The 25,825-nt window shown below is 64.0% G+C and carries 25 protein-coding genes; 15 read left to right on the top strand and 10 right to left on the bottom strand.

Going from position 1 to position 25,825, the window contains the following annotated elements; all coding sequences use genetic code 11:
• The first annotated feature begins 21 nt into the window (after nt 1-21).
• The 4 genes from AB7Z56_RS01895 to AB7Z56_RS01880 all read left to right on the top strand — a co-directional run bounded on the left by AB7Z56_RS01895 (nt 22) and on the right by AB7Z56_RS01880 (nt 2,834).
• Nucleotides 22-591 carry a pyridoxamine 5'-phosphate oxidase family protein gene (locus AB7Z56_RS01895; RefSeq protein ID WP_063980385.1) on the top strand — a complete coding sequence of 190 codons (570 nt, stop codon included), beginning with the start codon at nt 22-24 and terminating at the stop codon, nt 589-591.
• A 105-nt stretch (nt 592-696) separates the two neighbouring features.
• Nucleotides 697-1,302, top strand: coding sequence for a 3-isopropylmalate dehydratase small subunit (leuD, locus tag AB7Z56_RS01890; protein ID WP_014490662.1), 606 nt, complete (start codon nt 697-699; stop codon nt 1,300-1,302).
• A gap of 80 nt (nt 1,303-1,382) precedes the next feature.
• Nucleotides 1,383-2,168: a hypothetical protein gene (locus AB7Z56_RS01885; RefSeq protein ID WP_063980384.1), complete on the top strand. Its 786-nt coding sequence runs from the start codon at nt 1,383-1,385 to the stop codon at nt 2,166-2,168.
• Nucleotides 2,169-2,414: 246 nt separating this feature from the next.
• Nucleotides 2,415-2,834, top strand: a complete 420-nt coding sequence (locus AB7Z56_RS01880) for a hypothetical protein (protein ID WP_063980383.1) — start codon at nt 2,415-2,417, stop codon at nt 2,832-2,834.
• Between the two features lie 21 nt (nt 2,835-2,855).
• Here AB7Z56_RS01880 and AB7Z56_RS01875 read toward each other — a convergent pair whose 3' ends face one another.
• Nucleotides 2,856-4,547, bottom strand: a complete 1,692-nt coding sequence (locus AB7Z56_RS01875) for a caspase family protein (RefSeq protein WP_187387861.1) — start codon at nt 4,545-4,547, stop codon at nt 2,856-2,858.
• Between the two features lie 424 nt (nt 4,548-4,971).
• Here AB7Z56_RS01875 and AB7Z56_RS01870 point away from each other — a divergent pair, with 424 nt between their 5' ends.
• Nucleotides 4,972-5,772, top strand: a complete 801-nt coding sequence (locus tag AB7Z56_RS01870) for a Crp/Fnr family transcriptional regulator (RefSeq protein ID WP_063980381.1) — start codon at nt 4,972-4,974, stop codon at nt 5,770-5,772.
• 116 nt (nt 5,773-5,888) lie between these two features.
• Here the strand turns inward: AB7Z56_RS01870 and AB7Z56_RS01865 are convergent, their stop codons facing one another.
• Complete coding sequence (locus AB7Z56_RS01865) at nt 5,889-6,770, bottom strand: HpcH/HpaI aldolase/citrate lyase family protein (protein ID WP_071908673.1); 882 nt, start codon at nt 6,768-6,770, stop codon at nt 5,889-5,891.
• Between the two features lie 169 nt (nt 6,771-6,939).
• On the opposite strand from AB7Z56_RS01865, the gene AB7Z56_RS01860 reads away from it, so the two are divergent.
• Nucleotides 6,940-7,584 carry a carbonic anhydrase gene (locus AB7Z56_RS01860; RefSeq protein WP_063980379.1) on the top strand — a complete coding sequence of 215 codons (645 nt, stop codon included), beginning with the start codon at nt 6,940-6,942 and terminating at the stop codon, nt 7,582-7,584.
• Nucleotides 7,585-7,696: 112 nt separating this feature from the next.
• Here the strand turns inward: AB7Z56_RS01860 and AB7Z56_RS01855 are convergent, their stop codons facing one another.
• Complete coding sequence (locus AB7Z56_RS01855) at nt 7,697-8,731, bottom strand: aspartate-semialdehyde dehydrogenase (protein WP_063980378.1); 1,035 nt, start codon at nt 8,729-8,731, stop codon at nt 7,697-7,699.
• A 116-nt stretch (nt 8,732-8,847) separates the two neighbouring features.
• Here AB7Z56_RS01855 and AB7Z56_RS01850 point away from each other — a divergent pair, with 116 nt between their 5' ends.
• Both AB7Z56_RS01850 and AB7Z56_RS01845 read left to right on the top strand, forming a co-directional pair.
• On the top strand, nt 8,848-9,636 hold the full coding sequence (locus tag AB7Z56_RS01850) for a hypothetical protein (RefSeq protein ID WP_063980377.1): 789 nt from the start codon (nt 8,848-8,850) through the stop codon (nt 9,634-9,636).
• 157 nt (nt 9,637-9,793) lie between these two features.
• Nucleotides 9,794-10,180 carry a hypothetical protein gene (locus AB7Z56_RS01845; RefSeq protein WP_028158592.1) on the top strand — a complete coding sequence of 129 codons (387 nt, stop codon included), beginning with the start codon at nt 9,794-9,796 and terminating at the stop codon, nt 10,178-10,180.
• Nucleotides 10,181-10,253: 73 nt separating this feature from the next.
• Here AB7Z56_RS01845 and AB7Z56_RS01840 read toward each other — a convergent pair whose 3' ends face one another.
• Nucleotides 10,254-10,892, bottom strand: a complete 639-nt coding sequence (locus AB7Z56_RS01840; RefSeq protein ID WP_231143762.1) for a DapH/DapD/GlmU-related protein — start codon at nt 10,890-10,892, stop codon at nt 10,254-10,256.
• Nucleotides 10,893-11,033: 141 nt separating this feature from the next.
• Nucleotides 11,034-12,146, bottom strand: coding sequence for a 3-isopropylmalate dehydrogenase (gene leuB / locus AB7Z56_RS01835; protein WP_231143761.1), 1,113 nt, complete (start codon nt 12,144-12,146; stop codon nt 11,034-11,036).
• A gap of 131 nt (nt 12,147-12,277) precedes the next feature.
• On the opposite strand from leuB, the gene AB7Z56_RS01830 reads away from it, so the two are divergent.
• Entirely contained in the window at nt 12,278-13,480 is a 1,203-nt protein-coding gene (locus tag AB7Z56_RS01830; protein ID WP_063980375.1) for a YbfB/YjiJ family MFS transporter, read from the top strand.
• A gap of 120 nt (nt 13,481-13,600) precedes the next feature.
• On the opposite strand, the gene AB7Z56_RS01825 is transcribed toward AB7Z56_RS01830, so the two are convergent.
• From AB7Z56_RS01825 to AB7Z56_RS01810, 4 genes are all read right to left on the bottom strand, one after another.
• Nucleotides 13,601-14,383: a molybdopterin-binding protein gene (locus AB7Z56_RS01825; protein WP_063980374.1), complete on the bottom strand. Its 783-nt coding sequence runs from the start codon at nt 14,381-14,383 to the stop codon at nt 13,601-13,603.
• Between the two features lie 14 nt (nt 14,384-14,397).
• Entirely contained in the window at nt 14,398-15,027 is a 630-nt protein-coding gene (locus tag AB7Z56_RS01820) for a cytochrome b/b6 domain-containing protein (RefSeq protein ID WP_014490675.1), read from the bottom strand.
• 183 nt (nt 15,028-15,210) lie between these two features.
• Nucleotides 15,211-15,765, bottom strand: coding sequence for a fasciclin domain-containing protein (locus AB7Z56_RS01815; protein ID WP_063980373.1), 555 nt, complete (start codon nt 15,763-15,765; stop codon nt 15,211-15,213).
• Nucleotides 15,766-16,086: 321 nt separating this feature from the next.
• Nucleotides 16,087-16,848 carry an SDR family oxidoreductase gene (locus tag AB7Z56_RS01810; RefSeq protein ID WP_063980372.1) on the bottom strand — a complete coding sequence of 254 codons (762 nt, stop codon included), beginning with the start codon at nt 16,846-16,848 and terminating at the stop codon, nt 16,087-16,089.
• A 95-nt stretch (nt 16,849-16,943) separates the two neighbouring features.
• Here AB7Z56_RS01810 and AB7Z56_RS01805 point away from each other — a divergent pair, with 95 nt between their 5' ends.
• Nucleotides 16,944-18,473 (top strand): malonate--CoA ligase, encoded by a 1,530-nt coding sequence (locus AB7Z56_RS01805; RefSeq protein WP_063980371.1) that lies wholly within the window; start codon nt 16,944-16,946, stop codon nt 18,471-18,473.
• 192 nt (nt 18,474-18,665) lie between these two features.
• On the opposite strand, the gene AB7Z56_RS01800 is transcribed toward AB7Z56_RS01805, so the two are convergent.
• Nucleotides 18,666-19,526: a sulfite exporter TauE/SafE family protein gene (locus AB7Z56_RS01800; protein ID WP_441256147.1), complete on the bottom strand. Its 861-nt coding sequence runs from the start codon at nt 19,524-19,526 to the stop codon at nt 18,666-18,668.
• 508 nt (nt 19,527-20,034) lie between these two features.
• Between AB7Z56_RS01800 and sdhC the strand changes: the two genes are divergently transcribed.
• The 5 genes from sdhC to AB7Z56_RS01775 all read left to right on the top strand — a co-directional run bounded on the left by sdhC (nt 20,035) and on the right by AB7Z56_RS01775 (nt 25,803).
• Entirely contained in the window at nt 20,035-20,433 is a 399-nt protein-coding gene (gene sdhC / locus AB7Z56_RS01795) for a succinate dehydrogenase, cytochrome b556 subunit (RefSeq protein WP_028151914.1), read from the top strand.
• A complete protein-coding gene (sdhD, locus tag AB7Z56_RS01790; protein WP_063980369.1) occupies nt 20,430-20,834 on the top strand; it encodes a succinate dehydrogenase, hydrophobic membrane anchor protein in 405 nt (134 codons plus the stop codon). Before sdhC ends, sdhD begins: the two co-directional genes overlap by 4 nt.
• A gap of 3 nt (nt 20,835-20,837) precedes the next feature.
• Nucleotides 20,838-22,673 carry a succinate dehydrogenase flavoprotein subunit gene (gene sdhA / locus AB7Z56_RS01785; RefSeq protein WP_063980368.1) on the top strand — a complete coding sequence of 612 codons (1,836 nt, stop codon included), beginning with the start codon at nt 20,838-20,840 and terminating at the stop codon, nt 22,671-22,673.
• 25 nt (nt 22,674-22,698) lie between these two features.
• On the top strand, nt 22,699-23,481 hold the full coding sequence (locus tag AB7Z56_RS01780; protein ID WP_028151918.1) for a succinate dehydrogenase iron-sulfur subunit: 783 nt from the start codon (nt 22,699-22,701) through the stop codon (nt 23,479-23,481).
• A 165-nt stretch (nt 23,482-23,646) separates the two neighbouring features.
• Nucleotides 23,647-25,803, top strand: a complete 2,157-nt coding sequence (locus AB7Z56_RS01775; protein ID WP_354234259.1) for an ATP-binding protein — start codon at nt 23,647-23,649, stop codon at nt 25,801-25,803.
• Nucleotides 25,804-25,825: the final 22 nt, after the last annotated feature.

Raw genomic sequence — 25,825 nt, 5'->3', positions numbered from 1 at the left:
CTGCGGAAAGGACGAACGGGTATGGGCAGGCAATTCGCAAGGATCGAACCTGAGCACAGGGCTTTCATCGAACGGCAGAAGATCTTCTTCGTCGCGAGCGCCCCGCCGAAGGGACGCATCAACGTGTCTCCCAAGGGCCTGTCGGCATTCCGGGTGCTGGGAGAGAGCGACGTCGCCTACCTCGATTGCACCGGCAGCGGCAGCGAGACCCGTGCGCATCTGACCGCCTCCGACGACAAGCGGCTGACCATCATGTTTTGCGCCTTCGACGGCGCCCCGATGATCCTGCGGCTCTATGGCCAGGCTCGATCGCTCATGCGCGGCACGCCGGAATATTCCGATCTCGTTCCTGACTTCGAGGACATGGCAGGCGCCCGCCAAATCGTGCGCCTCTCGGTCGACCTCGTGCAGACGTCATGCGGTATGGGCGTGCCGCTGTTCGACTACAGACAAGAACGCGGCAGCCTCGTGCGCTACTGGACGGCGCAGGGTGTCAACAATTTGCGAAAATACTGGGGTCTGAAGAACATGAAGAGCATCGACGGCCTGCCGACCGGCTTTGCCCCTGACAGCATGGCTCCGCCAGGCTGAAGACGAACCTCGATTTACGCCCCTAGGCCTGCCGAATCCGGCCTAGGATTTGTGTGCCAACCGGGCTAAATAGCCCTCCCCTGACTTCAAACCGGGAAGCCTGAAATGGACAAGTTCACCACGCTGGAAGGCGTCGCGGCGCCGCTGAAGATCATCAATGTCGACACCGACATGATCATTCCGAAGCAGTACCTCAAGACCATCAAGCGCACCGGCCTTGGCAAGGGGCTCTTCTCCGAGCAGCGCTACAAGGACGATGGCAGCGAGAATCCGGATTTCGTGCTCAACCAGCCTGCCTATCGCAATTCGAAGGTGCTGGTCGCCGGCGACAATTTCGGCTGCGGCTCGAGCCGCGAGCACGCGCCCTGGGCGCTGCTCGACTTCGGCATCCGCTGCGTGATCTCGACCTCGTTCGGCGACATCTTCTACAACAACTGCTTCAAGAACGGCATTCTGCCGATCCGCGTCTCGCAGGAAGATCTCGACAAGCTGTTCGACGACGCCGAGCGCGGCGCCAATGCGACGCTGACGATCGACCTGCCGAACCAGGAGATCCGCGGCCCCGACGGCGGCAAGGTCAAGTTCGAGATCGACCCGTTCCGCAAGCACTGCCTGATCAACGGCCTCGACGACATCGGCCTGACGATGGAGAAGAAGGCCTCGATCGACACCTACGAGGAAAAGCTCAAGCGCGAACGCGCCTGGGCCTGAGATCGAGCTCCAGTTCGAGCCCCGGTGCGACGAGCGCCGGGGCTTTTTCTTTGCCCTGATTAACCCCTAGATTGACGCGCATGCTGCCCGACATCGTCACCTTCTGGCACGGCCCGATGGACGCACTGCGCCAGACCTGTCTGCGCTCGCAGCTCGCGGCCGGCCACAAGGTCACGGTCTATAGTTTCGACACCATTCCCGGCCTGCCCGCGGGCATCGGGAATGCGGATGCCGAGGCGATCCTGCCGCACGCGTTCTCCGAACGATTGCGACCGCCGCAGCCGGACGGAAGCTGGCGCGACTGGACCACGCTGCAGTTCAGCGACTTCTTCCGCATGAAGCTGATGGCGAAGAACCTCGGCCTCTGGCTCGATGCCGACGTGCTGCTGCTGAAACCCGTCGAGATCGATCCAGCAAAGCCCTACTTCGCCTGGGAGCGGCCGCGCCAGCTCGGCAATTCCGTGATCTATCTGCCGGCGAAGCACGGCATCGTTGCCGCCTTCGAGGAGCTGATGGAGCAGGAGGAGCTGACGCCGAACTGGCTGTCGGTGCGCCATCGCATCACCTTCATGATGCGTCGCCTGCGCGGGGGCTCGAACCGTCTCTCGGATATTCGCGTCGCGATCTTCGGACCGGCGGCGCTCACTGCGCTCGCGCGCCGCACCGGTGAATTACAAAACGCACTGCCGAAGCAATCGTTCTACGCCGTGCATGCCGAGCCAAAACTGTTCTTCGATCCCTCGAGCTATCTCGGCCTCGTCACTAACCCCGAAATCATCGGCCTGCACATCTCGCCCAAGGGCCGTGGCGGCGAAAAGCCGATCCCGGGCAGCCTGTATGCATGGGCGACGGAGCGGTTTAGCTGAGCTCTCTCCGCTGCGCGGCACGCTCGTGCCCCGACGCAGCGCAGCACGTCAGTGATGCGCTGCTGAGCCGGGGCCCAGCATGTGGCAAGATGGGTCCCGGCTCTGCGGAGCGGCACTTCGCGCCGCACCGCGTCCGGGACACGCGACCTGCCTTCTTGACCCATTCTCAATTTGATCCAGCGCAACGCGCTCCTGCACCATTGTGCCTAGTCTGGCTCCAATTCCACGACCCGAACGGAGCCTCGCATGAGCACCGCAAGTAGGCCTTATCCCATCGTACAGGATCTCATCGAATCCTTCGCGAACTGGCTGAAGCATCGCCGCGAGATGAACGAGATGCGGCAGCTCGATCGCGCCGATTTCGACCGGATCGCGCAAGATCTCAGGATCGCGCCTGACGATCTGGAGGAGCTGGTCCGTCACGGCAAGCACGCTGCCGACGAGCTGCTGAAGATGCTCGAGCAGCTCGGCATCAGCGCAGACAGGCTCGGTCGTGCGCAGCCGCTGCTGCTCCGCGACATGGAGCGCGTCTGCTCGCTCTGCAATCACAAGGGACAATGCGACCGCGATCTCGCCGATGGCACCGCCGCGGAGAACTACCACGGCTATTGTGCCAATGCGTCGACGCTGGAGTCGCTCGATCGGGCCGACGTCGCCCCGCGCTGACGCGTCGTCTGGATCGAAAGATCAGATCGTGCCGTTTCGCGCGCAAGCGTCGCGCTGGGCAAATCCCTTCACGAGCTTTCTGCATGCTCGATAGCGCTCTTCCATACTCGCTCCGCCGGCATGACCCGGAGGGCCAGGTTCGGCCGCGCTCTCTTTCTTGACTGCATGAGCTCGCGACGTCTTATCGCGTTTGGTCGGAGGTTCGGCATCCTCGGGCACCGGCACAAGCTGCCAGACTGGACGAAGCTCGATAGTCGCGGTCTCCGACGGATTCTCCTTATTGATGGAAGTCAGGGCAAGGACGTTCTTGTCCAGCTTGACCGTGACAGGCGTTCCATTGATGGAGAATTTATCGTTCGAAATGAACTCGGCGAACGATTTGTATCCCGCCACATCCTTCGCCCATGATTGTTTCGTGGGCGGCCCCCAGAGGTAGTATCCTTTGGCCAAGCCCGTCGCGGAGACCTCCGTGATGATCAGCATGGCGTAGCGTCCCTTGCCATTGGTCCACCCGCGCTTGTTGGACCACACGCCGACAAACCTGGAATTGGCGTTGAGTGGATCGTTCTGATCGGACGAGATGGCGAAGCTCGGCAATTCGAGGTGCTGAGCTGCCGCGATGACAGAGATTTTTTTGTTGTCGTCGGGCGTAAATGGATTTCGCACGACGCGCTTGGCATCAGGCTCCTGGCGCCCGCCCGCATCCGATTTCGGGGCAGCAGCCGGAGATGATAGCGCCGCAACTTCGCTGGCCTTGAGATCCTTGATTCGTTGGCGGGCTTCGACGGCGTGGTCGCTGCGGGGGTATCTGGCGAGAAATTCCTCAAAGAGAGCTGCCACCGTCGACGTCCGGACAGCCTGCCAGAACTTCTCGTCTTCCGCGGGAGCTGCGGGCGCCGGAGTTGATGCAGCTGGCGCCTGAGCGGCGACGGCGGGGGCCTTGAGGTAAATCTCTTCCTTCGACAACGAGCCATACACGAAAGGCTGCTGTTCGCGCCTGGTTGCCGCCATCACGTCGTCACGAACCCGGCGAAACAGAAACGATATCTCCAGGCCGGGCGTTTCGATGTGGCGAAGCAGCGACGTCGTGAAGGGGCTATTCCGGCCTTCGCCGTCGCTTGCCGTGGTGCCGTCCCGGGCGGCATACGCGATCAGGACATTGTCGGACGGCTCCGTCGGCGCGAGCCCGCGAGCCACGGCCCGGGTGCTCAACGAGCGCTTCATCTTCGCAGCAAAAGGGTTGTTGCGGCACGCGTCAAGTATCACGAGGCCCAACTTCCGTGCCTTCGAAACCTGAAGGCTCACCGAACGCAGGCTGATCGCCTCGCTTTCGGCGTCGGTATCGCTGCGCAGCTCGGCGCTGATCGGGATCAGCCAATTCTCGCCGCCGACTTCCATGCCGTGCCCGGCGTAGAACACGACGGCGATGTCGGACATTTCGGCGGATCGGCCGAACTCAACGACGGCCTTCCTCATCTCTTGCGCGGTGGCGTTCTTGACTTGAGTGACCTTGAAATCCAGCCGCTCCAGCGCGCGGCCGATGTCGGCCGCGTCGCGAGTCGGGTTCGGCAACTCGGGCACCTTCTCGTAGGCGCCATTGCCGATGACAAGCGCAACCCGCGCCTGCGCAAGGGCGGGCTGAGCGGACAAAAGCGACATGACGAGAAAGACAGCTGCCCCAAAAAAACGCATCAATAGATTGCCCGAACCCACCAATGGCTTCGAGGGTAGCACCCCTGTTCACCACCGCAACGGGAAAAGCCGAGATCGTGGACTTCGGCGAAACGGCCGTCGTCGGGACGAGCCGACGACAAGCAGCTGACGATGCCGGTGCAGCTCGGCATCGGCGCGGAAGCGCCCGGGCCAGGGCAAACTCACGCGCCGCCGCAACAATCACTGGTCGATCACCACGTGTGGCACCTCGCCCAGTAGCAAAGGGCGTCAATAGTATGATGTATGCAAGGCCCTGTTTGCGCGGCGAGGATGCCGGCAAGGTCTCCGCAATTGTCCGTGCTTGATCTCGACGAATGGCTCTGTTTGGATGGTTGCCCTTCGGCAATTCGAATTCCGGACAATCATGGCAAACGAAATAGATGGTTACCGTCGTTCGTTGGGTGCTCGTTCACCGGAAAGCGCCGTGACCGTCCACCGCACGGGCATCGGGAATCGACTATTGGCGGCGTTGCCGCCGGCGGATCTCGGTTTGCTCACGCCCTACTTCCAGAAGGTCTCGTTCGAACCCGATGCCATCCTGGTGCGGTCGGGCGATGAGCTCGACCCGGTTTATTTTCCCCATAGCGGCGCCATCGCCTTCATGATCGATATGCCGGACGGGCAAACGGTCGCAACCACCTTGATGGGACGGGAAGGCGCTTTGGCCTCGTTCTCCGTGCTCGGCCCGTCGCTGTCATCCGTGACCGCGATTGCTCGGATCGCCGGCACAGCATCGCTGATTTCCGCCGCCAAGTTTCGCGCGGCCTTTGCGCAAAGCGCCGCCATCAGGAACGTCGTGCAAGTCCACGCCCGCGCGGTGTTGTTGCAGCTCCAGCACGTCGCCGCCTGCAACGCGCTGCACCGGGTCGATGGCCGCATGGCGCGGTGGCTCCTGCAGCTGCACGACCGCGTTCCCGATGACCGGCTTCCGGTGACGCACGAGGCGCTTGCGCAATTGCTTGGGGTGCGACGGACGACAGTGACCCTGACGATGAGCAAGCTACGCGATGCCGGCGCCGTCCCGTCCGACCGGCGCGGGTTTGTCGAGATCCATCGGGCGCGGCTCGAGAAGGTCGCATGCGATTGCTATGCGCTCATGCAGCGCAAGATCGATCAGATGTATTGCCAGGAATTGGCGGCGCCGCAGCCTGTCGATGCGCCGTCCCGCGAAAGCGCCATCGTCGCGGGTGACGAATCCAGAGCCGCTTCGCGGGCGGGAAAATAGGCGATTGGGACTGACCGCCGCGATGACCGCATGGGTCACAAGCGGCAGTCCTCTTGACGTCGAGAAGATGTCCGTCTGGCGGGGAAAAGCGGATATCGCTTCTTCGAGTTGACGCCTCAGCCCTTGCTCATCGCTGCGATCGCGTCCGCGATCTCGATCGTGCGCCGCGCCATGTCGGCGTGCAGGCGCTCCACCATTGCGCCATCGAGCCGGATCGCGCCGCGCGAGACGTTCTCAGGCAGCTCGAACGCCGCGATGATCTTTCGCGCGCGCGCGACTTCCTCTTCGGGCGGCGTGAAGATCGCGTTGCAGGCCTCGATCTGCGACGGATGGATCAGCGTCTTGCCGTCGAAGCCGAGGTCGCGGCCCTGTGCGCATTCGGTGGCAAAACCGTCTGAATTCGCGATGTCGCTGTAGGGGCCGTCAAGGATCTCGAGGCCATGGGCGCGCGTCGCCAGAATGCAATGGGTGATCATCGGGATCATCGCCGCGCGGCCCGGCAGCATCTTGATGCGCGTCTCGCGCGATATGTCGTTCGGGCCGAACACGAAACCGGAGAGGCGCGTCTTGGGATCGCGGCCCGCGGCGGCCAGCTCCTCGGCATGAAGCACGGCGCGCGCGGTCTCGATCATCGCCCAGACTTTCACCGTCGGCGCGGCGCCGAGCTCGGCAAGGCGAGCGCCGATCGCCTGGAGATCCTCGATGCTTGAAACTTTTGGAACCAGAATGCCGTCAGGCGAGGCCTTGGCGGCCATCGCGACGTCATCGGCCCACCAGGGCGTGTCGAGGCCGTTGGTCCGGATCAAAATCTCGCGCTTGCCGAACCCCTTGTCCGCGATCGCAGCGGCGATGCCGTCACGCGCCACCCCCTTGAGGTCGGGGGCGACGGAATCTTCCAGATCGAGGATCAAGCCGTCAGCGGCGAGATTTCGCGCCTTTTCCAGCGCGCGGGGGTTGGAGCCGGGCATGAACAGATGGCTGCGGCGCGGGCGGGTCATGCGAGCATTCCTTCCAGTTTCCTCAGGTCTATTCTGAAGCATGATCCCGGAAAAGTGTGCGGCGGTTTTCCGAAAGGATCATGCTCAAACAACAAGCCAAGCCGATAGCATCTGGCCTGCCTATTCGAAAGGCTTGTTCGCCCCTCTGGTCTATGGTTAGGCATAGGCCATGATCACATTCCCGAAGCATTTGCTGGAAGGCTACAAGGCCTTCGCCACCCAGCGGCTGCCGACCGAGCAGAGCCGCTATCGCGAGCTGTCGGTGAAGGGGCAGTTCCCGGAAGTGATGGTGATCGGCTGCTGCGACAGCCGCGTCTCGCCCGAGGTGATCTTCGACGTCGGCCCGGGTGAACTGTTCGTCGTCCGCAACATCGCCAACCTGGTGCCGGTGTATCAGCCCGACGGCAATGCGCACGGCGTCTCCGCGGCGCTGGAATATGCCGTGACGGTGCTGAAGGTGAAGCACATCGTCGTGCTCGGGCACGCGCAATGCGGCGGCATCCGCGCCTTCGTCGACAAGATCGAGCCGCTCACGCCGGGCGACTTCATCGGCAAATGGATGCAGATGTTCATCAAGCCGGGCGAAGTGGTCGAGCAGCGCGACCACGAAACCATGGCACAGTTCGTCGAGCGCATCGAGAAGGCCGCGGTGTTCCGCAGCCTGGAAAACCTGATGACGTTTCCGTTCGTGCAGAAGGCGGTGGACTCAGGCCAGATGCAGACCCATGGCGCCTATTTCGGCGTGGCAGAGGGGTCGCTGTTCGTGCTGGACAAGGTCGCGAAGGAATTCAAGAGCGTGCGCAACGCGGCTTGAATTCGTAGGGTGGGCAAAGGCGCAACGCGCCGTGCCCACCACTTCTATCGCAATCGGGGAGAGATGGTGGGCACGGCGCTTCGCGCCTTTGCCCACCCTACGGTAGCGTGCGTTACGCCGCCTTCTTCTTCGCGCTGATCAGCTTGCGGTTGATCAGGACTTCCGCGATCTGGATGGCGTTGAGCGCCGCGCCCTTGCGAAGATTGTCGGACACGCACCACAGCACGAGGCCGTTCTCCACCGTCGCGTCCTCGCGGATGCGGCTGATATAGGTGGCGTCCTCGCCGGCGGCTTCATACGGCGTGGCGTAGCCACCGGGCTCCTGCTTGTCGATGACGAGGCAGCCCGGCGCCTTGCGGAGGATGTCGCGTGCCTCGTCCGCCGTGATCGGATTCTCGAACTCGATGTTGACGGCCTCGGAGTGGCCGACGAACACCGGCACGCGCACGCAGGTCGCGGAGAGCTTGATCTTGGGATCAAGGATCTTCTTGGTCTCCGCCATCATCTTCCACTCTTCCTTGGTGTAGCCGTCCTCCATGAAGACGTCGATCTGGGGGATGACGTTGAAGGCGATGCGCTTGGGGAATTTCTTCGCGATCAGCTCGCTGTTGGTGTAGACGGCCTTGGTCTGCGAGAACAATTCGTCCATCGCATCCTTGCCGGCGCCCGAGACCGATTGATAGGTCGAGACCACGACGCGCTTGATCGTCGCCTTGTCGTGCAGCGGCTTCAGCGCGACCACGAGCTGCGCGGTCGAGCAGTTCGGGTTGGCGATGATGTTCTTCTTCTTGAAGCCGGCCGTCGCGTCCGCGTTCACTTCCGGCACGATCAGCGGCACGTCCGGATCCATGCGCCAGGCGGACGAGTTGTCGATCACGACCGTGCCGGCGGCGCCGATCTTCGGCGACCATTCCTTCGACACCGAGCCGCCCGCCGACATCAGGCAGATATCGACATCGGAGAAGTCGTAGTGCTCGAGCGCTTTGACCTTCAGGGTGCGGTCGCCATAGGAGACCTCGACGCCGACGCTGCGGCGTGATGCCAGGGCCACGACCTCGTCCGCGGGGAATTTGCGCTCATCGAGGATGTTGAGCATTTCCCGTCCGACATTGCCGGTCGCGCCGACGACTGCGACTTTGTAACCCATCGTTCACTCTCCGATGAAAAAGCCCGTTCCTGAAGCTGACGCTTAAACAGGAAGAGCAGCGCTTCTATGCGAGAACCGGCCTCAAGACAACGTTGGACCATGCCTGAAGGCCGTGGATGCAGTCGCCAGAGGCCAGCACGGCCGCAACCCCTACCCAGATCCATCTGGCGCTCGCAGCCCTCGCCGACGAAATCGTCGGCACGCTGGCGCGCCTGTTCGCCTATGTGGGGGCGCTGGTCCTGTTTGCCATCCTCGCCCTCGCCGCGCTCGACCAGCTGCCCAGCCTGCGTGACGATGAGCCCGCCGAGAAGCTGGGGTGGAGCGTGGCCGACCGCTCGCAACCGGCCTTCGCCCTCAGTCGGCTCGATTCATCAGAAAAAACAGCCTCTTACGTCATTCTCAGGCATCCCGAAGGCGGTCGCCGGGACGTGATGCGCTGGACCGGCGAGGCGGACAAGCCCGTGGCGGAGCTCGAGATCTACCGCGAAGGCGGCGAATTCGACGTGACCCGCCCGGCGACAGCGGACCTGGCGGTCCAAATGGGCCTGGGTGACGCAACGCCGCTCGAGCAGGCCGGCCTGATCGACACGAAATTCGGTCCCGTCGCCCTGTTCCGGCCCACCGGCACGGCGGAGGCCGCGCGGGCGTGCCTCGGCTACCTCAAGCGCAGCGAAGAGCCGGCGCTCCAGATCTCCGGCTTCTCCTGCCAGGGCGACACCCTGCCCGCCCGGCGCGCGGCGATCGCCTGCACGCTGAACCGGCTGACGCTCCTGACCTCGGGCAACGAGCCGAAGCTGGCGGAATTGTTCGCCCATGCGGAGCTGAAGCGCCGCTCCTGCGCTCCCCAGGGTTCGTCGGACTGGCTGCTGGGCGCGGCGAACGCGCAATTGCGCGGCGCGCTCTAACCGGCATCAAGCTCAAGTGGCTGGTATTGATGCAACTTTTGCCAGCGCGCACGATTATTCCGAGCTGGTGTGACCCAATAGACCTAGTTGCGGCCACCCTTGCCGGGCTAGTATGGGGATGAAATCGATTGGCGGCTTGCCGCCTGAAGGGGACGTGATGAGCTCGAATTTCTCCGCCGCGAACAAACTGGCGATGTGGCTTGCGGCCGGCGCCGTGGTTGCCATGTCCTCAGCCCTCGCGACACCCGCCTCGGCAGACACCAAGAAACAACGTTACGACAACAGCCGGCCCTATTACGGTCCGAGCGGCCCCAACGCGGTCTATCAGCAGGGTCGCACCCGCCTCTATGTGAGCAAGCGCTCCTGGCTCGACGGCGGCACCGAGGTCAATCCGGGCGACCGCAAGTTCTCCGACTACGCTTTCCCGCCGGCGATCGGCTATCCGACCTTCGCCCGCGAGAACAACAACCGCCCGATCGATCGCCAGCCGCTGAGCACGCCGGCCGACGTCGGCGGCTATCCGCGGAATTTCCCGCTGTACTGAGCGGAATGATCGACCGAATCAAAATGGCCGGGCTCGCGCCCGACCATTTTTGTTTGTGAGAGATGCGTCCGCTTCAGGCGTTGGCTGCCGGGTCGTAGCGCCTGCAAAATTCTTCAATCGCCTCGGAGCGGAAATCGCCCAGGCGCTCGAAGATCAGTTCGTCCGGCCAATCCCACCAGGCTATGCGGCGCAGGCTTTCGGCGACCGAATCGTCAAATCGCTTGCGGATGGGGCGCGCGGGAACGCCACCGACGATCGTGTAGGGCTCGACATCGCGGCTGACGACCGCGCCCGCGGCAATCACCGCGCCGTCGCCGACCGTGACGCCCGGTAGCAGGATGGCGGCGTGCCCGATCCAGACATCATTGCCGACGATGACGCGGTCACTGCGGCGATCCGCGAAGAAGTCGCGGTCACGACTCGCAGTCGCGTCGTAATATTCAGGGCAATAGGTGAAGCGATGCTGGGACGGCCGGCCCATCGGATGATTGGGCGCGCCGATCCGCACCGAGTTAGCGATGGCGGTGAATTTTCCGATCACCGCGTCGGCGACCTCGCAGTTCTCGCCGAGATAGGAGTAGTCGCCGAGCGCGGCATATTCGATGCGGGTGTTGGCGAGGATTTCGCAGCGCCGCCCGATCTGGGCTTCGCGCTGGCGGACCGTTTCATGGATGATGGTTTCCGCGATCTTGGGGCGGGGCGAGGCATCCATGAGGTGGCTTCCCTGAGGTCGTCGGCAGAGCCGTAGGGTGGGCAAAGGCGCGAAGCGCCGTGCCCACCATCTCGCGGCAATCGCGATCGAAATGGTGGGCGCGCTATCGCTTAGCCCACCCTACGATTGCAGTGTTTGTGGCTACGCGTGCAGCTTCTGCAATTCCTTCAGGATCGCTTCGCCCATCTGCGTGGTCGAGGCGGCCGTGGTGCCTTCCGACTTGATGTCGGCGGTGCGCAGGCCACTCGCCAGCACCGCGGCGATCGCGGCATCGACCTTGTCGGCGAGATCGCCCATGTCGAAGGAATAGCGCAACGCCATGCCGAAGGACGAGATCATCGCGATGGGATTCGCGAGGCCTTGGCCTGCGATGTCAGGCGCCGAACCGTGCACGGGCTCGTACAGCGCCTTGCGCTTCTTGCTCTTCACATCAACCTCGCCGAGCGAGGCCGAGGGCAGCATGCCGAGCGAACCGGTCAGCATCGCCGCGATGTCGGACAGCATGTCGCCGAACAGGTTGTCGGTGACGATGACGTCGAACTGCTTCGGCGCCTTCACCAGCATCATGCCGCCGGAATCGGCGAGCTGGTGCTCGAGCGTGACGTCGGGATATTCGCGCTTGTGGACCGCCGTCATGACCTCATTCCAGAGCACGCCCGACTTCATGACGTTGCGCTTCTCCATCGACGTCACCTTGTTCTTGCGCTTCCTCGCAAGCTCGAAGGCGACGCGGCCGATGCGCTCGATCTCATAGGTGTCGTAGACCTGGGTATCGACGGCACGCTTCTGGCCGTTGCCGAGATCGGTGATGGTCTTGGGCTCGCCGAAATAGACGCCGCCGGTGAGCTCGCGCACGATGACGATGTCGAGACCCTCGACCGCCTCACGCTTCAGACTGGAGGCATCGGCCAGCGCCGGATAACAGACGGCGGGACGGAGGTTGGCGAACAGGGCGAGATCCTTGCGCAGGCGGAGCAGGCCGGCTTCGGGGCGCACCTCGTAAGGAACGGCATCCCACTTCGGGCCGCCGACCGCGCCGAAGATGATGGCGTCGGCGGCCAGCGCCTTGGCCATGTCGCCCTCGGAGATCGACACCTTGTGGGCGTCATAGGCGGAGCCGCCGACCAGGCCGGTATCGGTCTCGAATTTGGCGATCCCTGCCGAATTGAGCCAGTCGATCAGCCGCTTCACCTCGCCCATCACCTCGGGGCCGATACCGTCGCCGGGGAGCAGCAGCAATTTGTGGGTCGCCATGGTCGTTTCCTCTGAGATCGAATTCGGCCGGAGTGCTAGAGCGGCGTTGCGCGCTTGGCAAGACACCATTGCCGCCTCGCGGCTGTGCAAGACCCGCAGGGCCTGCCACACTGCGCACGCCGGAGTATCCCTTGCGCGCCCCTGATCGTCCCCCGCCCGACGCACACCCCGCGCGGCTGATCCTGACCCTGTCGCTGGCGGCGACGGTCGGGCTCGGCATCGGCCGCTTTGCCTATGCGCTGGTGCTGCCCGATATGCGGGAGGACCTCGGCTGGTCCTACTCGGCCGCCGGTTTCATGAACACCATCAATGCCGTCGGCTACCTCGTGGGCGCGCTTGTCGCGTCCCGGCTGATCCAGCGCGTCGGCTGGTCGGCGGCGATCCGCGGCGGAACCCTCGCCTGCGTCGCCGCGCTCGCCACCTGCGCACTGACCGGCAATTTCGTTGCGCTGAGCCTCGCACGTCTCGTGCTGGGCTTAGGGGCCGCGGCCGGCTTCGTCGCCGGCGGCGCGCTGGCCGCTGCTATCGCGCAGTCGCGCCCGGAACGGGCCAATTTCCTGCTGAGCCTGTTCTACGCCGGGCCCGGCATCGGGATTCTCGCCTCGGGGCTGATCGCCCCGTTCACGCTGCAATATTTCGGGCCGGGCTCGTGGTGGCTGGTGTGGTGGGCGCTGACGCTGCTGTCCGTCGTGATGACCGTGCCGCTGTTCCTGATCCGCATCGAGAGCGGGGTGCGTTTCTCGGAAGGCAGCCACGCCACCTTCGCGATTCTGCCCGTGCTGATCTATCTCGCCGGCTACTTCCTGTTTGGCGCCGGCTACATCGCCTACATGACCTTCATGATCGCCTATGTGCGCGACGGCGGCGGCGGGGCCGCGGCGCAGGCCGCGTTCTGGAGCCTGATCGGCCTCAGCGCCTTCGTCACACCCTGGGTCTGGCGCGGCGTGCTGGCGCTCGACCGCGGCGGACTTGCCACCGCCATCATCCTCGGCACCAACGCGCTCGGCGCGGCGTTGCCTATGCTGGGGCATTCGCCGGCGTGGCTCGCGGTCTCGGCGGTCGTGTTCGGCGTTGCCTTCTTCGCCGTGGTCGGCTCGACCACGGCCTTCGTGCGCTTCAACTATCCGCCCGAGATGTGGCCGACCGCGATCGCGGCCATGACGATCTCGTTCGGCGTCGGCCAGACGCTCGGCCCGATCGTGGTCGGTGCGATCACCGATGCACTGGGCAGCTTGAGTTACGCGCTGAATGTGTCGGCGGCGCTGCTGGCGTTGGGGGCGGTGGCCGCGTTGTGTCAACGCAAGGTGGGGCCGGCCAAGCAATCGGTGCCGTAGGGTGGGTTAGCCGAAGGCGTAACCCACCACTTCTGCCACTGCGGAAACGAAAGAGGTGGATTACGCCGTGCGACCGCGCTTCGCGCAGCCGCAGGGCTAATCCACCCTACAGCAGCGTGCCTAACTCCCGCTGAACGAATTGTACCCCTGGTCTTCCCAATAGCCGCCCTTGTAGTCGTTGGTGACTTCCATCGAGACCACGTATTTCGGGTTCTTGAATCCGAGTTTCGTCGGCACGCGGATCTTCATCGGGAAGCCGTAGGCGCGCGGTAATATCTCGTTGGCGTATTTGAACGTCATCTGGGTTTGCGGATGCAGCGCGCTGCGCATGTCCAGGGGCGAGTTGTAGCCGTCCTTGTCGGCGCACTGGAACCAGACATACTTTGCGCGCGTGTCGGCGCCGATCAGCTTGAGGAAATCGCGCAAGGGCGTGCCGGTCCAGCTTCCGATCGCGCTCCAGCCCTCGACGCAGATGTGTCGGGTGATCTGCGTGACCTGCGGCAGCTTGTAGAGCTCGTCCAGCGTCCAGGACTTCTTGTTGTCGACGAGACCGCGCACCTCGAGCTTCCAGTCGGCGCCGTCGACATCGGGCGCGTCGTCGAGATCGTAATAGGCGTTGAACGGAAACGGTTTCGTGATCGCGCTTTCCGGGAAGGTCGGCGCCAGCGCGTCGGGATTGAACATCCAGGCCTGCACGGCGTCGTTGAACTTCGAGACCTTCGCGAGCAGGGTATCGGCCGACGAGGAATCGACGACGTCGCAGCCGGTGAGCAGCGTCAGCGCGCCGAGGCTGGCGCCGCCGGCGATGAAGCGGCGGCGGGTGAAGTCCGGCATGGACTTGATGGAGTCCTTGATCAGCAGCCGCTTGTCGACGCCGGGGATGAGGAATGAGCGCTTGGCCATAACGGGTCTCCTAATCAGCGGCCAATGATCATCGCACGCAGGCTCTTGGGCACCAGCAGCGCGAGCAAGACGTGAATGACGAGGAAGGCGCAGATCGCGGCCATGCAGAAGAAATGGACGTAGCGCGCGGTCGGATAGTCGCCGAACAGCATCACGAGATAATAGAGCTGCACCGGCTTCCACATCGACAGGCCCGACAGCACGATCAGCACGCCGACCACGATGATGCCGGCATAGAGCAGGCGCTGCACGTAATTGTAGACGGTGAGATCGTCGTGGCCGAGCTTGAAGGTCAGGGCAGCCCTGACGTCGTGGAGCACACCGGACGGCGTGATCGGCAGCAATTTTTTGCGGAAGCGGCCGGTGGCGAAGCCGGTGACGAGATAGGCGAGGCCGTTGACCATCAGCAGCCACATCGCCGCAAAGTGCCAGAGCAGGCCACCGCCGAGCCAGCCGCCAAGCGTATACTCGCGCGGAAAACTGAAGCCGAACAGCGGCGAGGCGTTGTAGATCTGCCAGCCCGACAGGATCATCAGGATCATGGCGACCGCGTTGGTCCAGTGCATGACACGGACCCAGGCCGGCTGGATCACTTTGGCGGGGGTGGCGCTGACCTGCTCGTCGCTGACTGTGAGGCTCGACATGATGGTTCCGTCCTGAAGGTCGTCTGACACCGAATATACGCCGATACTTCCGCTTTCGTTACGCCCCCGCACGACGGCGAATCGAGTCTGCGGGCGACCTTGGTCACAATAAAGCGAGCCGGGTGCCCCCGGCTCGCCGTTTCGTCGCATCCTGCTTGCGGGATGAAACAGGGACGCGCGGTGTTACGTCGCCGGCATCAGCACGGTATCGACCACATGGATCACGCCGTTCAACTGGTTGACGTTGGAGATCGTCACCATCGAGGTGCCGCCCTTGGCATCGACGATCCAGACCTTGCCGTCCTGCTTCTTCACGGTCAGTTCCTCGCCTTCGGCGGTCTTCATCTTCTTGCCGTCGGTGAGGTCGGAGGCCTCGAGCTTGCCGGGCACGACATGGTAGGTGAGGATCTTGGTCAAGGTCGCCTTGTTCTCGGGCTTGACCAGATTGTCGACGGTTCCGGCCGGCAGCTTGCCGAAGGCGGCATTGGTGGGCGCGAACACCGTGAACGGGCCCTTGCTTTCCAGCGTCGGCACCAGGCCGGCCGCCTTCACCGCCGCGACCAGCGTGGTGTGATCCTTGGAGTTGACGGCGTTCTGGACGATGTTCTTGGACGGGAACATCGCGGCGCCACCGACCATGACGGTCTTCTCCTCGGCGCGGACAGGCGCGACGACGGTCGCGGTGATGGCCAGGGCGCTGAAAGCGGCGGCAGCGAGATAGGCAATACGCTTCGACATGGAGAGTCTCCCGATTGGATTGTGACCGGCAATGGCCGGCGTTTGCGTTGGGGCAACAACGGCGCCTGCGACCTTTTGGCGTGAAGCAGCAGTGCCGTCGTTGGACCGAACTACGGGAGGGTTCGCGATGGGGTTTCGGGAAATAATTTATCGTGATGCGTGAAACTATGTAGCGGCGCATCCGTGTATGAGCGCGGGCTCAGCACCCGGTGCCGTAGGGTGGGCAAAGCGAAGCGTGCCCACCAACTTCATTCGCGATCGAGGGTAGATGGTGGGCACGGCGCGTCGCGCCTTTGCCCACCCTACGGCAGTGTGCTCGTCTCAATCCCTGTTGTTCGGCGTCTGAATGAATCCGCGATTATGCGTCGGGCTGATCAGCAGCTCGTTGATGCAGACGCGCGGCGGCATCGATGCGATGAACGCGATGGTGCGGCCCAGATCTTCCGATTGCAGCATCTTGGCCTGCTCCTCCTCGCTCGGCACCACCGGGCGCAGTTTCAGGATGGGAGTAGCCACCTCGCCCGGCATCAGGCAGCAGGCGCGCAGGCCGTTGACGCATTCGTCCATGTTGAAGGAATGAGTCAGCGCCAGCACCGCATGCTTGGTGGTGGTGTAGGCCGGGCCCGGCATCTTCGAGACGTGGCGGCCGGCCCAGGACGAGACGTTGATGATCGAGCCATCCTGCTGCTTGCGCATCGTGGGCAACACTGCGCGCATGCAATACAGCACGCCGTTGAGGTTGACCTGGACGAGCTCGTCCCAGCCCTCCAGTTCCATGTCCTTCCAGCTCCGCTTGGGGACATTGATACCGGCATTGTTCACGAGCAGGTCGATGCGGCCGTGTTTCGCGACGATTTGATCGGCCGCCTTCTGGGCTTCGGCGGCGTTGGACACATCGAGCGCAATGGCCTCGGCCGCCCCGCCTGCCTTGGCAATCCTGGCAACCACGGTATCCAGGGCGTCCTTGCGGCGGCCCGAGACCACGACTATCCAGCCGTCGGCCGCGAGCGCCTCGGCGCCGGCCTCCCCGATGCCGCTGCCACCGCCCGTCACCCAGGCCACGCGTTTCCCGTTTTTGGTCATGCAAACTGTCTCCGTTGCTTCATTGGGGCGGTTTTTGCTAATCCAGCCCTCGGTTTTGACCGGCCTTGTTTGCCTTGCGGTCGAGGAAATCTTGCATGAACCAAGCTGCCAACGCCAACCTGTTTTCCCGCCTGTTCGACGGTCTGGACGATCCCAAACGCCTCGCGGTCGAGACGCAGGACGGCGCCCATATCAGCTATGGCGACCTGATCGCGCGGGCCGGGCAGATGGCGAACGTGCTGGTCGCGCGCGGCGTGAAGCCCGGCGACCGCGTCGCGGTGCAGGTGGAGAAATCGGTCGCCAATATCGTGCTGTATCTCGCCACCGTGCGGGCCGGCGCGGTCTATTTGCCGCTGAACACGGCCTATACGCTGAACGAGCTCGATTACTTCATCGGCGATGCCGAGCCGTCGCTGGTGGTCTGCGATCCCTCCAAGGCCGAGGGCCTCGCCCCGATCGCCGCCAAGGTGAAGGCCAAGGTCGAGACGCTCGGGCCCGACGGCAAGGGCTCGCTGACGGAAGCCGCCGACAAGGCCAGCAGCGAATTCGCGACCGTCTCACGGGCAAACGACGATCTCGCCGCGATCCTCTACACGTCAGGCACCACCGGCCGCTCCAAGGGCGCGATGCTGACGCACGACAATCTCGCGTCGAACTCGCTGAGCCTGGTCGGCTATTGGCGCTTCACCGACAAGGACGTGCTGATCCACGCGCTGCCGATCTACCATACGCACGGCCTGTTCGTGGCGACCAACGTCACGCTGTTTTCGCGGGCGTCGATGATCTTCCTGCCGAAGCTCGACCCCGATCTCATAATCAAGCTGATGGCGCGCGCCACGGTGCTGATGGGCGTGCCGACCTTCTACACGCGGCTGCTCCAGAACTCCGCGCTGTCGCGCGAGACCACAAAGCACATGCGGCTGTTCATCTCGGGCTCCGCACCGCTGCTCGCCGAAACCCATCGCGAATGGTCGGCGCGCACGGGCCATGCGGTGCTCGAGCGCTACGGCATGACCGAGACCAACATGAACACGTCGAACCCGTATGACGGCGAGCGCGTGCCCGGCGCGGTCGGCTTTCCCCTCCCCGGCGTCTCCGTGCGCGTGACCGAGCCCGAGACCGGCAAGGAGCTGCCGCGCGACGAGATCGGCATGATCGAGGTGAAGGGCCCGAACGTCTTCAAGGGCTATTGGCGCATGCCGGAGAAGACCAAGTCCGAATTCCGGCCCGACGGCTTCTTCATCACTGGCGACCTCGGCAAGATCGACGACAAGGGCTACGTCCACATTCTCGGCCGCGGCAAGGATCTCGTGATCTCCGGCGGCTTCAACGTCTACCCCAAGGAAATCGAGAGTGAGCTCGACGCCATGCCCGGCGTGGTCGAATCCGCCGTGATCGGCGTGCCGCATGCCGATTTCGGCGAAGGCGTCACGGCGGTTCTGGTCTGCAACAAGGGCGCCGACGTCACCGAGGCCGCGGTGCTGAAGGCGCTCGACGGAAGGCTGGCAAAGTTCAAGATGCCCAAGCGCGTGTTCGTCGTCGACGAATTGCCGCGGAATACGATGGGCAAGGTGCAGAAGAACGTGCTGCGGGATACGTACAAGGATATTTACGCGAAGAAATGAGTGGGGGAGCTCTGCTCTCTCGCCGTCATTGCGAGGAGCCTCTACCCGGTACGCTGTCATGCCCCGCGAAGGCGGGGCATCCAGTACGCCGCGGCCTCTCGGATCAATCACCGGCGCTGGTGGAATACTGGATCGCCCGCCTTCGCGGGCGATGACAGCGGAGGATGTGGCGCGGAGTTCAGCCGAAGCCGTTCACTGTCCGCCCACCAAGCTCATCACAAACCGGCTTCCGACGATGAACAGATAGCAGCCGAACGCCACCTCCAGCGTTCGCTTCGACATCGCATGCGCGGCTCTCACGCCGAGCGGCGCTGTCACGAGGCTCATCGGCATCACCAGCACGGCGCCGATCAGCGAGACGTAGCCAAGCGCGAACGGGACTTGCAGCGCTGCGACGGCCGGATAGGTCGCCGCCGCCGGCCAGCCGGCATAAATGTAGCCGAGCGCGCCGGGGATCGAGATCAGGACCGCGAGTGCCGACGAGGTCGCCACTGCCTGGTGGATGGGCCGGCCGTAGAACGTCATCAGCAGGTTCGAGAACAAGCCGCCGCCGATGCCCATCAGCGTCGAGAGGATACCGACGCAGAAGCCGTAGACGCGCATCAGCGGGCCTTTGGGCAGATCATCGCCGAACTTCCAGCCCTCGCGCGCGAAGATGGGACGCGCCGACGCGGAATAGGCGACGCAGACGAACACGATCTTGAACAGCTTCTCCGGCGCGTAACGCGCGATGACGCTGCCGGCGACGACGCCGATCACGATCGGCAGCCACCACACGCGCAGGATCGTCATATCGACGGCGCCGCGCTTGTAGTGCGCCTGGAACGAACGGATCGAGGTCGGAATGATCACCGCGAGCGAGGTGCCGATGCAGAGCGGCATGCGCACTTCGAGCGGCACGCCGGCGATCCGGAAGCATTCGTAAAACACCGGCACGAGAATCGCGCCCCCGCCAATGCCGAACACGCCGGCCAGGAATCCCGAGAGCGCGCCGGTTGCGATCAGCAACAGCGCGAGCTCGACGATCTCCTTGATATCAAGACCTGCAATCACCCCTGACCTGCCCCGGCGACTGGTCGCAACTTCTCCGAAACATGCCTTCGGAAAGCTGCGTGCGGAGCTTTAGGCGATCTGATTCTCGCGGTCGACACGCCACATCTTGCGGCTGGGGTGGAATGCAAGGTGCGCATATCCGGACAGGGGCCAAAACGGGCCGGGGCGGGAGCTGTTTGGTGCCGTCCGAAAGGCGTTAGCGGCTCAAAAGACCGGCCCCGGGCGGGTTTGGACGGCATGGTCCGTTTAGAGGCGTTCCAATAGCAATTTCAACGCGCATCGGTCCCTTCAGAACAAATGAATCTATATTCTGTTTTTCGTTGGCGGACAGAAGTGCTGGTATACCAAGCCACTGATTGGCCTTGCATCATCAACGCTCTAGAGCTGAACCGCGGTTCGATTTATGGCGATTTGGTGATTGCGCAGGCGAAATCGACTCCGTAAATAGAGCCGACCTTTCGCGATCCCCGCGTGCCCCCTGCTGGGCCGCAATAAACATCAAAAGCCCATGACCGCACGGATCGAACGACCGCTTTCCCCCCACATGCAAGTCTACCGCTGGACGCTGACGATGGCGCTGTCCATCGTCCATCGCGCCACCGGTATCGCGCTCTACGTCGGAACCCTGCTGCTGGCCTGGTGGCTGATCGCGGCGGCTTCCGGCCCCGCCGCCTATTCCCACGTCCAGGCCTTCACCGGCAGCATCATCGGCCGGCTGATCGTGTTCGGCTACACTTGGGCGCTGATGCACCATATGCTGAGCGGTATCCGGCACTTCGTGTGGGACCTCGGCTACGGCTTCAAGCCCAATGAGCGCGAGGCCCTGACCTGGGGCGCGCTGATCGGCGGCATCGTGCTCACGGTCCTGATCTGGATCATCGCCTATGCGATCGGAGGCGGACGATGAGCGCGACCGATACGCCCAAGCGCAGCATGCGCACCCCGCTCGGCCGCGTCCGCAATCTCGGTGCGGCGCATTCGGGTACGTCCGATTTCTGGCGCCAGCGCATCACCGCCGTCGCCATGACGCTGCTGATGATTCCGGTGCTCGTGATCATCATGATGCTGCTCGGCCGCAACCAGGCCGGTGCCGCACAGATCCTCGGCTCGCTGCCGATCGCGGTGATCCTGCTGCTCTTCATCGCCGCCAGCGCCTGGCACATGAAGATCGGCATGCAGGTGGTGATCGAGGACTACATCCATAACGAGAAGCTGAAGCTCATCTCGATCATGCTCAACAATTTCTTCTCGATCGCTGTGGCGCTCGCCTCGACCTACGCGATCCTCAAGCTTTCATCCGGAGTGTAACCCATGGCCACAGCGACGAATGGCAAGGGCAACGGCGCTCCCGCCACCAACGGCAAAGCCTATCCGATCGAAGACCACACCTATGACGTCGTCGTGGTCGGCGCCGGCGGCGCGGGCCTGCGCGCCGTGGTCGGCTGCAGCGAAGCCGGTCTGCGCACCGCCTGCATCACCAAGGTGTTTCCGACCCGCTCGCATACGGTCGCGGCCCAGGGCGGCATCTCGGCTTCCCTCGGCAACATGCACAAGGACGACTGGCGCTGGCACATGTACGACACCGTGAAGGGGTCGGACTGGCTCGGTGACCAGGACGCGATCGAATACATGGTGCGCAACGCGCCCGAGGCGGTCTACGAGCTCGAACATTGGGGCGTGCCGTTCTCGCGCACCGAGGACGGCAAGATCTACCAGCGCCCGTTCGGCGGCATGACCATGGACTACGGCAAGGGCCAGGCGCAGCGCACCTGCGCCGCCGCCGACCGCACCGGCCACGCCATGCTGCACACGATGTACGGCCAGTCGCTGCGTCACGCGGCCGAGTTCTTCATCGAGTTCTTCGCCATCGATTTGATCATGGACGACCAGGGCACCTGCCGCGGCGTCATCGCGCTCAAGCTGGACGACGGCACGCTGCACCGCTTCCGCGCCCAGACCGTGATCCTGGCAACGGGCGGCTACGGCCGCGCCTACGCCTCCTGCACCTCGGCACACACCTGCACCGGCGACGGCGGCGGCATGGTGCTGCGCGCCGGCCTGCCGATGCAGGACATGGAGTTCGTGCAGTTCCACCCGACCGGCATTTACGGCTCGGGCTGTCTCGTCACCGAAGGCGCGCGCGGCGAAGGCGGCTATCTCGTCAATTCCGAGGGCGAGCGCTTCATGGAGCGCTATGCGCCGTCCGCGAAGGACCTCGCCTCGCGCGACGTCGTCTCGCGCGCGATGACCATCGAGATCCGCGAAGGCCGCGGCGTCGGCAAGAAGAAGGACCACATCTTCCTGCATCTCGACCATCTCGATCCCGCGGTGCTGGCCGAGCGCCTGCCGGGCATCTCCGAATCCGCAAAAATCTTCGCCAATGTCGACGTGACGCGCGAGCCGATCCCGATCGTGCCGACCGTGCACTACAACATGGGCGGCATCCCCACGAACTATCATGGCGAAGTGCTGACCAAGCGGGACGGCGACGACAACGCCGTCATCCCAGGCCTGATGGCGATCGGCGAAGCGGCTTGCGTCTCCGTGCACGGCGCCAACCGCCTTGGCTCCAACTCGCTGATCGACCTCGTGGTGTTCGGCCGCGCCGCCGCTTTGCGTCTTGCCGAAAAGCTCACGCCCAACGCCAAGCAGCCGGAGCTGCCGGCGAACTCGTCCGAGCTCGCGCTCGGCCGCCTCGACCATTACCGCTACGCCTCCGGCGGCACGCCGACCGCGAAGCTGCGCGAAGGCATGCAGCACGTGATGCAGAACAATTGCGCGGTGTTCCGCACCGGCGACATCCTGAGCGAAGGCCAGAACCTGATCGAGAAGGTCCACAGCGGCATCACCGACATCGCCGTGTCCGACCGCTCGCTGGTGTGGAATTCCGACCTGATCGAGACGCTCGAGTTCGACAATCTGATCTCGCAGGCAGTGGTGACGATGGACTCCGCCGCCAACCGCACCGAGAGCCGTGGCGCCCACGCCCGCGAGGACTTCTCCGCGCGCGACGACAAGAACTGGATGAAGCACACGCTGGCCTGGCTGGACGATGCCGGCAAGGTCAAGATCGAGTACCGCCCCGTTCACGACTACACCATGACCAACGACGTGCAGTACATCCCGCCCAAGGCGCGCGTGTACTGAGCGAACAGCGAAGGCCTTAATCGAAATGGTTGAATTCGCACTTCCGAAGAACTCCAAGATCACCGGCGGCAAGACCTGGCCGAAGCCGGCGGGCGCGACAGACGTTCGCGAATTCCGCGTTTATCGCTGGAATCCGGACGACGGCAAGAATCCGAGCGTCGACACTTATTACGTCGACACCCATGATTGCGGTCCGATGGTGTTGGACGGCCTGATCTGGATCAAGAACAACATCGACCCGTCGCTGACCTTCCGCCGCTCCTGCCGTGAAGGCGTCTGCGGCTCCTGCGCGATGAACATCGACGGCCAGAACACGCTCGCCTGTACGCGCTCGATGCATGACGTCAAGGACGGCGCGGTCAAGATCAACCCGCTGCCGCACCAGCCGGTCGTGAAGGACCTCGTTCCTGACCTCACCAATTTCTACGCGCAGTACGCCTCGGTCGAACCGTGGCTGAAGACGACCTCGCCGACGCCGCAGAAGGAATGGCGCCAGAGCCATGAGGACCGCGAGAAGCTCGACGGCCTCTACGAGTGCATCCTCTGCGCCTGCTGCTCGACCTCGTGCCCGAGCTATTGGTGGAACAGCGATCGCTATCTCGGCCCGGCCGCCCTGCTCCAGGCCAACCGCTGGGTCTCCGACTCCCGCGACGAGGCGACCGGCGAGCGGCTCGACAATCTCGAGGACCCGTTCCGCCTCTACCGCTGCCATACCATCATGAACTGCGCCAAGGCCTGCCCGAAGGGCCTGAATCCGGCGGAAGCCATCGCCGAGCTCAAGCTCAAGATGGTCGAGCGCCAGATCTAGGCCTCATTCATGCTACGGCTCCCCGGCCGCGACGGCCGGGGCATTCTACGCCATAGCCCGCACCACGCGCGAACGTCCGGATTACAACCTCCGGTTCCATCGACAGGCCACTTCCTTCCCAGCGGGAATTTCAAGTAAGCTCTCCGGTCAGGGACCGGAGCGACTGTGCAGGGTGCGCAACGCAACTCGCTGAGACTGTTGCAGTGGATGATGGCGGCATCCCTGGCGCTGCCGATTGCACTGTTCGTCTTCACCTCCACGATCTCCTACACATCGACGAAGGACATCGCCGACCGCGAGATCGAGCGCACGCTCGATGTCGCCCATGAGCACGCGCTCAAGGTGTTCGAGACCATCGACCGCAGCTTGGCCGAACTCAACGAAGTCGTGCGCGGCCTTCCCGACGAGGTCATCCGCTCGCGCGAACCGGCGCTGCATCGCCGCCTGAAACGGCTGACCGATGCGCTGCCGCAGCTCAAATCGGCCTGGATCTTCGACTCGAACGGGAAATCGCTGGTCAACAGCCTCGCCTCGCCACCGCAGGATCTGAGTTTTGCGGACCGCGATTACTTCTACGCCCATGTCGACCAGAACATTGGCACGTTCGTCGGCGCAGCCCTGACGCCGCGTCCGCCCTATCAGGGGGCACGCTTCTTCGGCATGAGCCGGCGCCGCGAAACCGACGATGGCAGCTTCATCGGCGTCATCCAGGCCTCCGTCCTGCCGGAATATTTCGAGAGCTTTTATGCCAGGATCGGCTCCGATCCCGGCAGCTTCTTCGCCATGGGACGCACGGACGGCGTGGTGCTCACTCATTTTCCCCGGCTCGACCGCGACTTCCGGCTCGATCCGACCGGACCGGTCGGGCAGCAGATCGCCGCTCACCCCGAGCACGGCCTCATCACCATCGCCTGGCCCTCGGACGGAATCGAGCGGCGCGTCGGCTACAGGCGCGTCGCCGAATATCCGATCTATGTCAGCGCCGGGCTCAAGACCTCGGCGATCCGCGCGCGCTGGCTCGCCACCATGGGCCAGCATCTGGTGTTCGGCATTCCCGCCACGGCGCTACTGTTTCTGCTGCTTGCGCTCGCGTTCCGGCGCACCCAGCATCTCCACGCCGAGGCCACGGCGCGACGCGAGGCCGAGGAGGCGCTCAAGCACAGCCAGCGGCTGGAAGCGCTCGGCCAGCTCACCGGTGGTGTCGCGCACGACTTCAACAATCTCCTCACCGTGATTCGTGCCTCGGTCGACTTGTTGAACCGGCCGCAGCTGAGCGAGGAGCGGCGGCAGCGCTACATCAATGCCATTGCGGACGCGGTCGCGCGCGCCGCCAAGCTGACCTCGCAGCTGCTGGCGTTCGCGCGGCGCCAGACCCTGAAACCGGAAGTGTTCGACGTCGGGGAGCGGATGCAGTCGCTGCACGACATGCTCGCCACGCTGCTCGGGCCGGCGATCGAGATCGGAATCCGGCTGCCGACCGAGTCCTGCCTCGTCAAGGCCGATGCCGGCCAGTTCGAGACGGCTCTGATCAACATGGCGACCAATGCGCGCGACGCCATGCAGGGCAAAGGCAGGATCACCTTCGCCGTGCAGGCGGCGGCGACCGTACCCGATACATTGGTGCACGTCTCGGGCAGCCATGATCTTGCAGGCAACGATGGCTTCGTCAGTGTCGCCGTCAGCGACACCGGCATCGGCATTCCCGCCGCACGATTGGGCCGCATCTTCGAGCCGTTCTTCACCACCAAGCAGGTCGGCCAGGGCACCGGTCTCGGCCTGTCGCAGGTGTTCGGCTTCGCCCGCCAATCCGGCGGCGAGGTGACCGTCGAGAGCGAGGTCGGCCAGGGCAGCACCTTCTCACTCTATCTGCCGCGCGTGCCGGCGGACCTGCTGCCGCAGCGGCAGGCGCCCAACACCGCGCCGGCGGTGGCCGGCAGCGGCATGTCGGTGCTGTTGGTCGAGGACAATATCGAGCTCGCCAATTTCGCTGCCGACGGTCTCACCGAGCTCGGTTACAGCATCACTTTGGTGGACAACGCCACCGACGCACTTGCCGAGCTCACCGTGGACACAGATCGCTTCGACGTCGTGTTCTCCGACGTGGTGATGCCCGGGATGACCGGGCTCGATCTGGCGCAAGCGATCCGCGAGCGCGGCATCCGCGTGCCGATCGTGCTGACCACGGGCTACAGTCAGGCCCTGTCACAAGATGGCGCCGCCGGCTTCGATCTCGTGCAAAAGCCCTATTCGATCGAGGAATTGTCGCGGGTTCTCCATCGGGCCGCGAGGCTCCGGCCGGTCCGCGACGGCGCCGCCGAGTGAGGGCGGCACGGAACCAACGGGA

It is taken from the genome of Bradyrhizobium sp. 482_C4_N1_8, assembly GCF_052075965.1.
Taxonomy (GTDB): Bacteria; Pseudomonadota; Alphaproteobacteria; order Rhizobiales; family Xanthobacteraceae; genus Bradyrhizobium; species Bradyrhizobium barranii.
The sequence above is the reverse complement of the archived record's forward strand: the minus strand, read 5'-3'. Positions and strand labels throughout refer to the sequence as shown.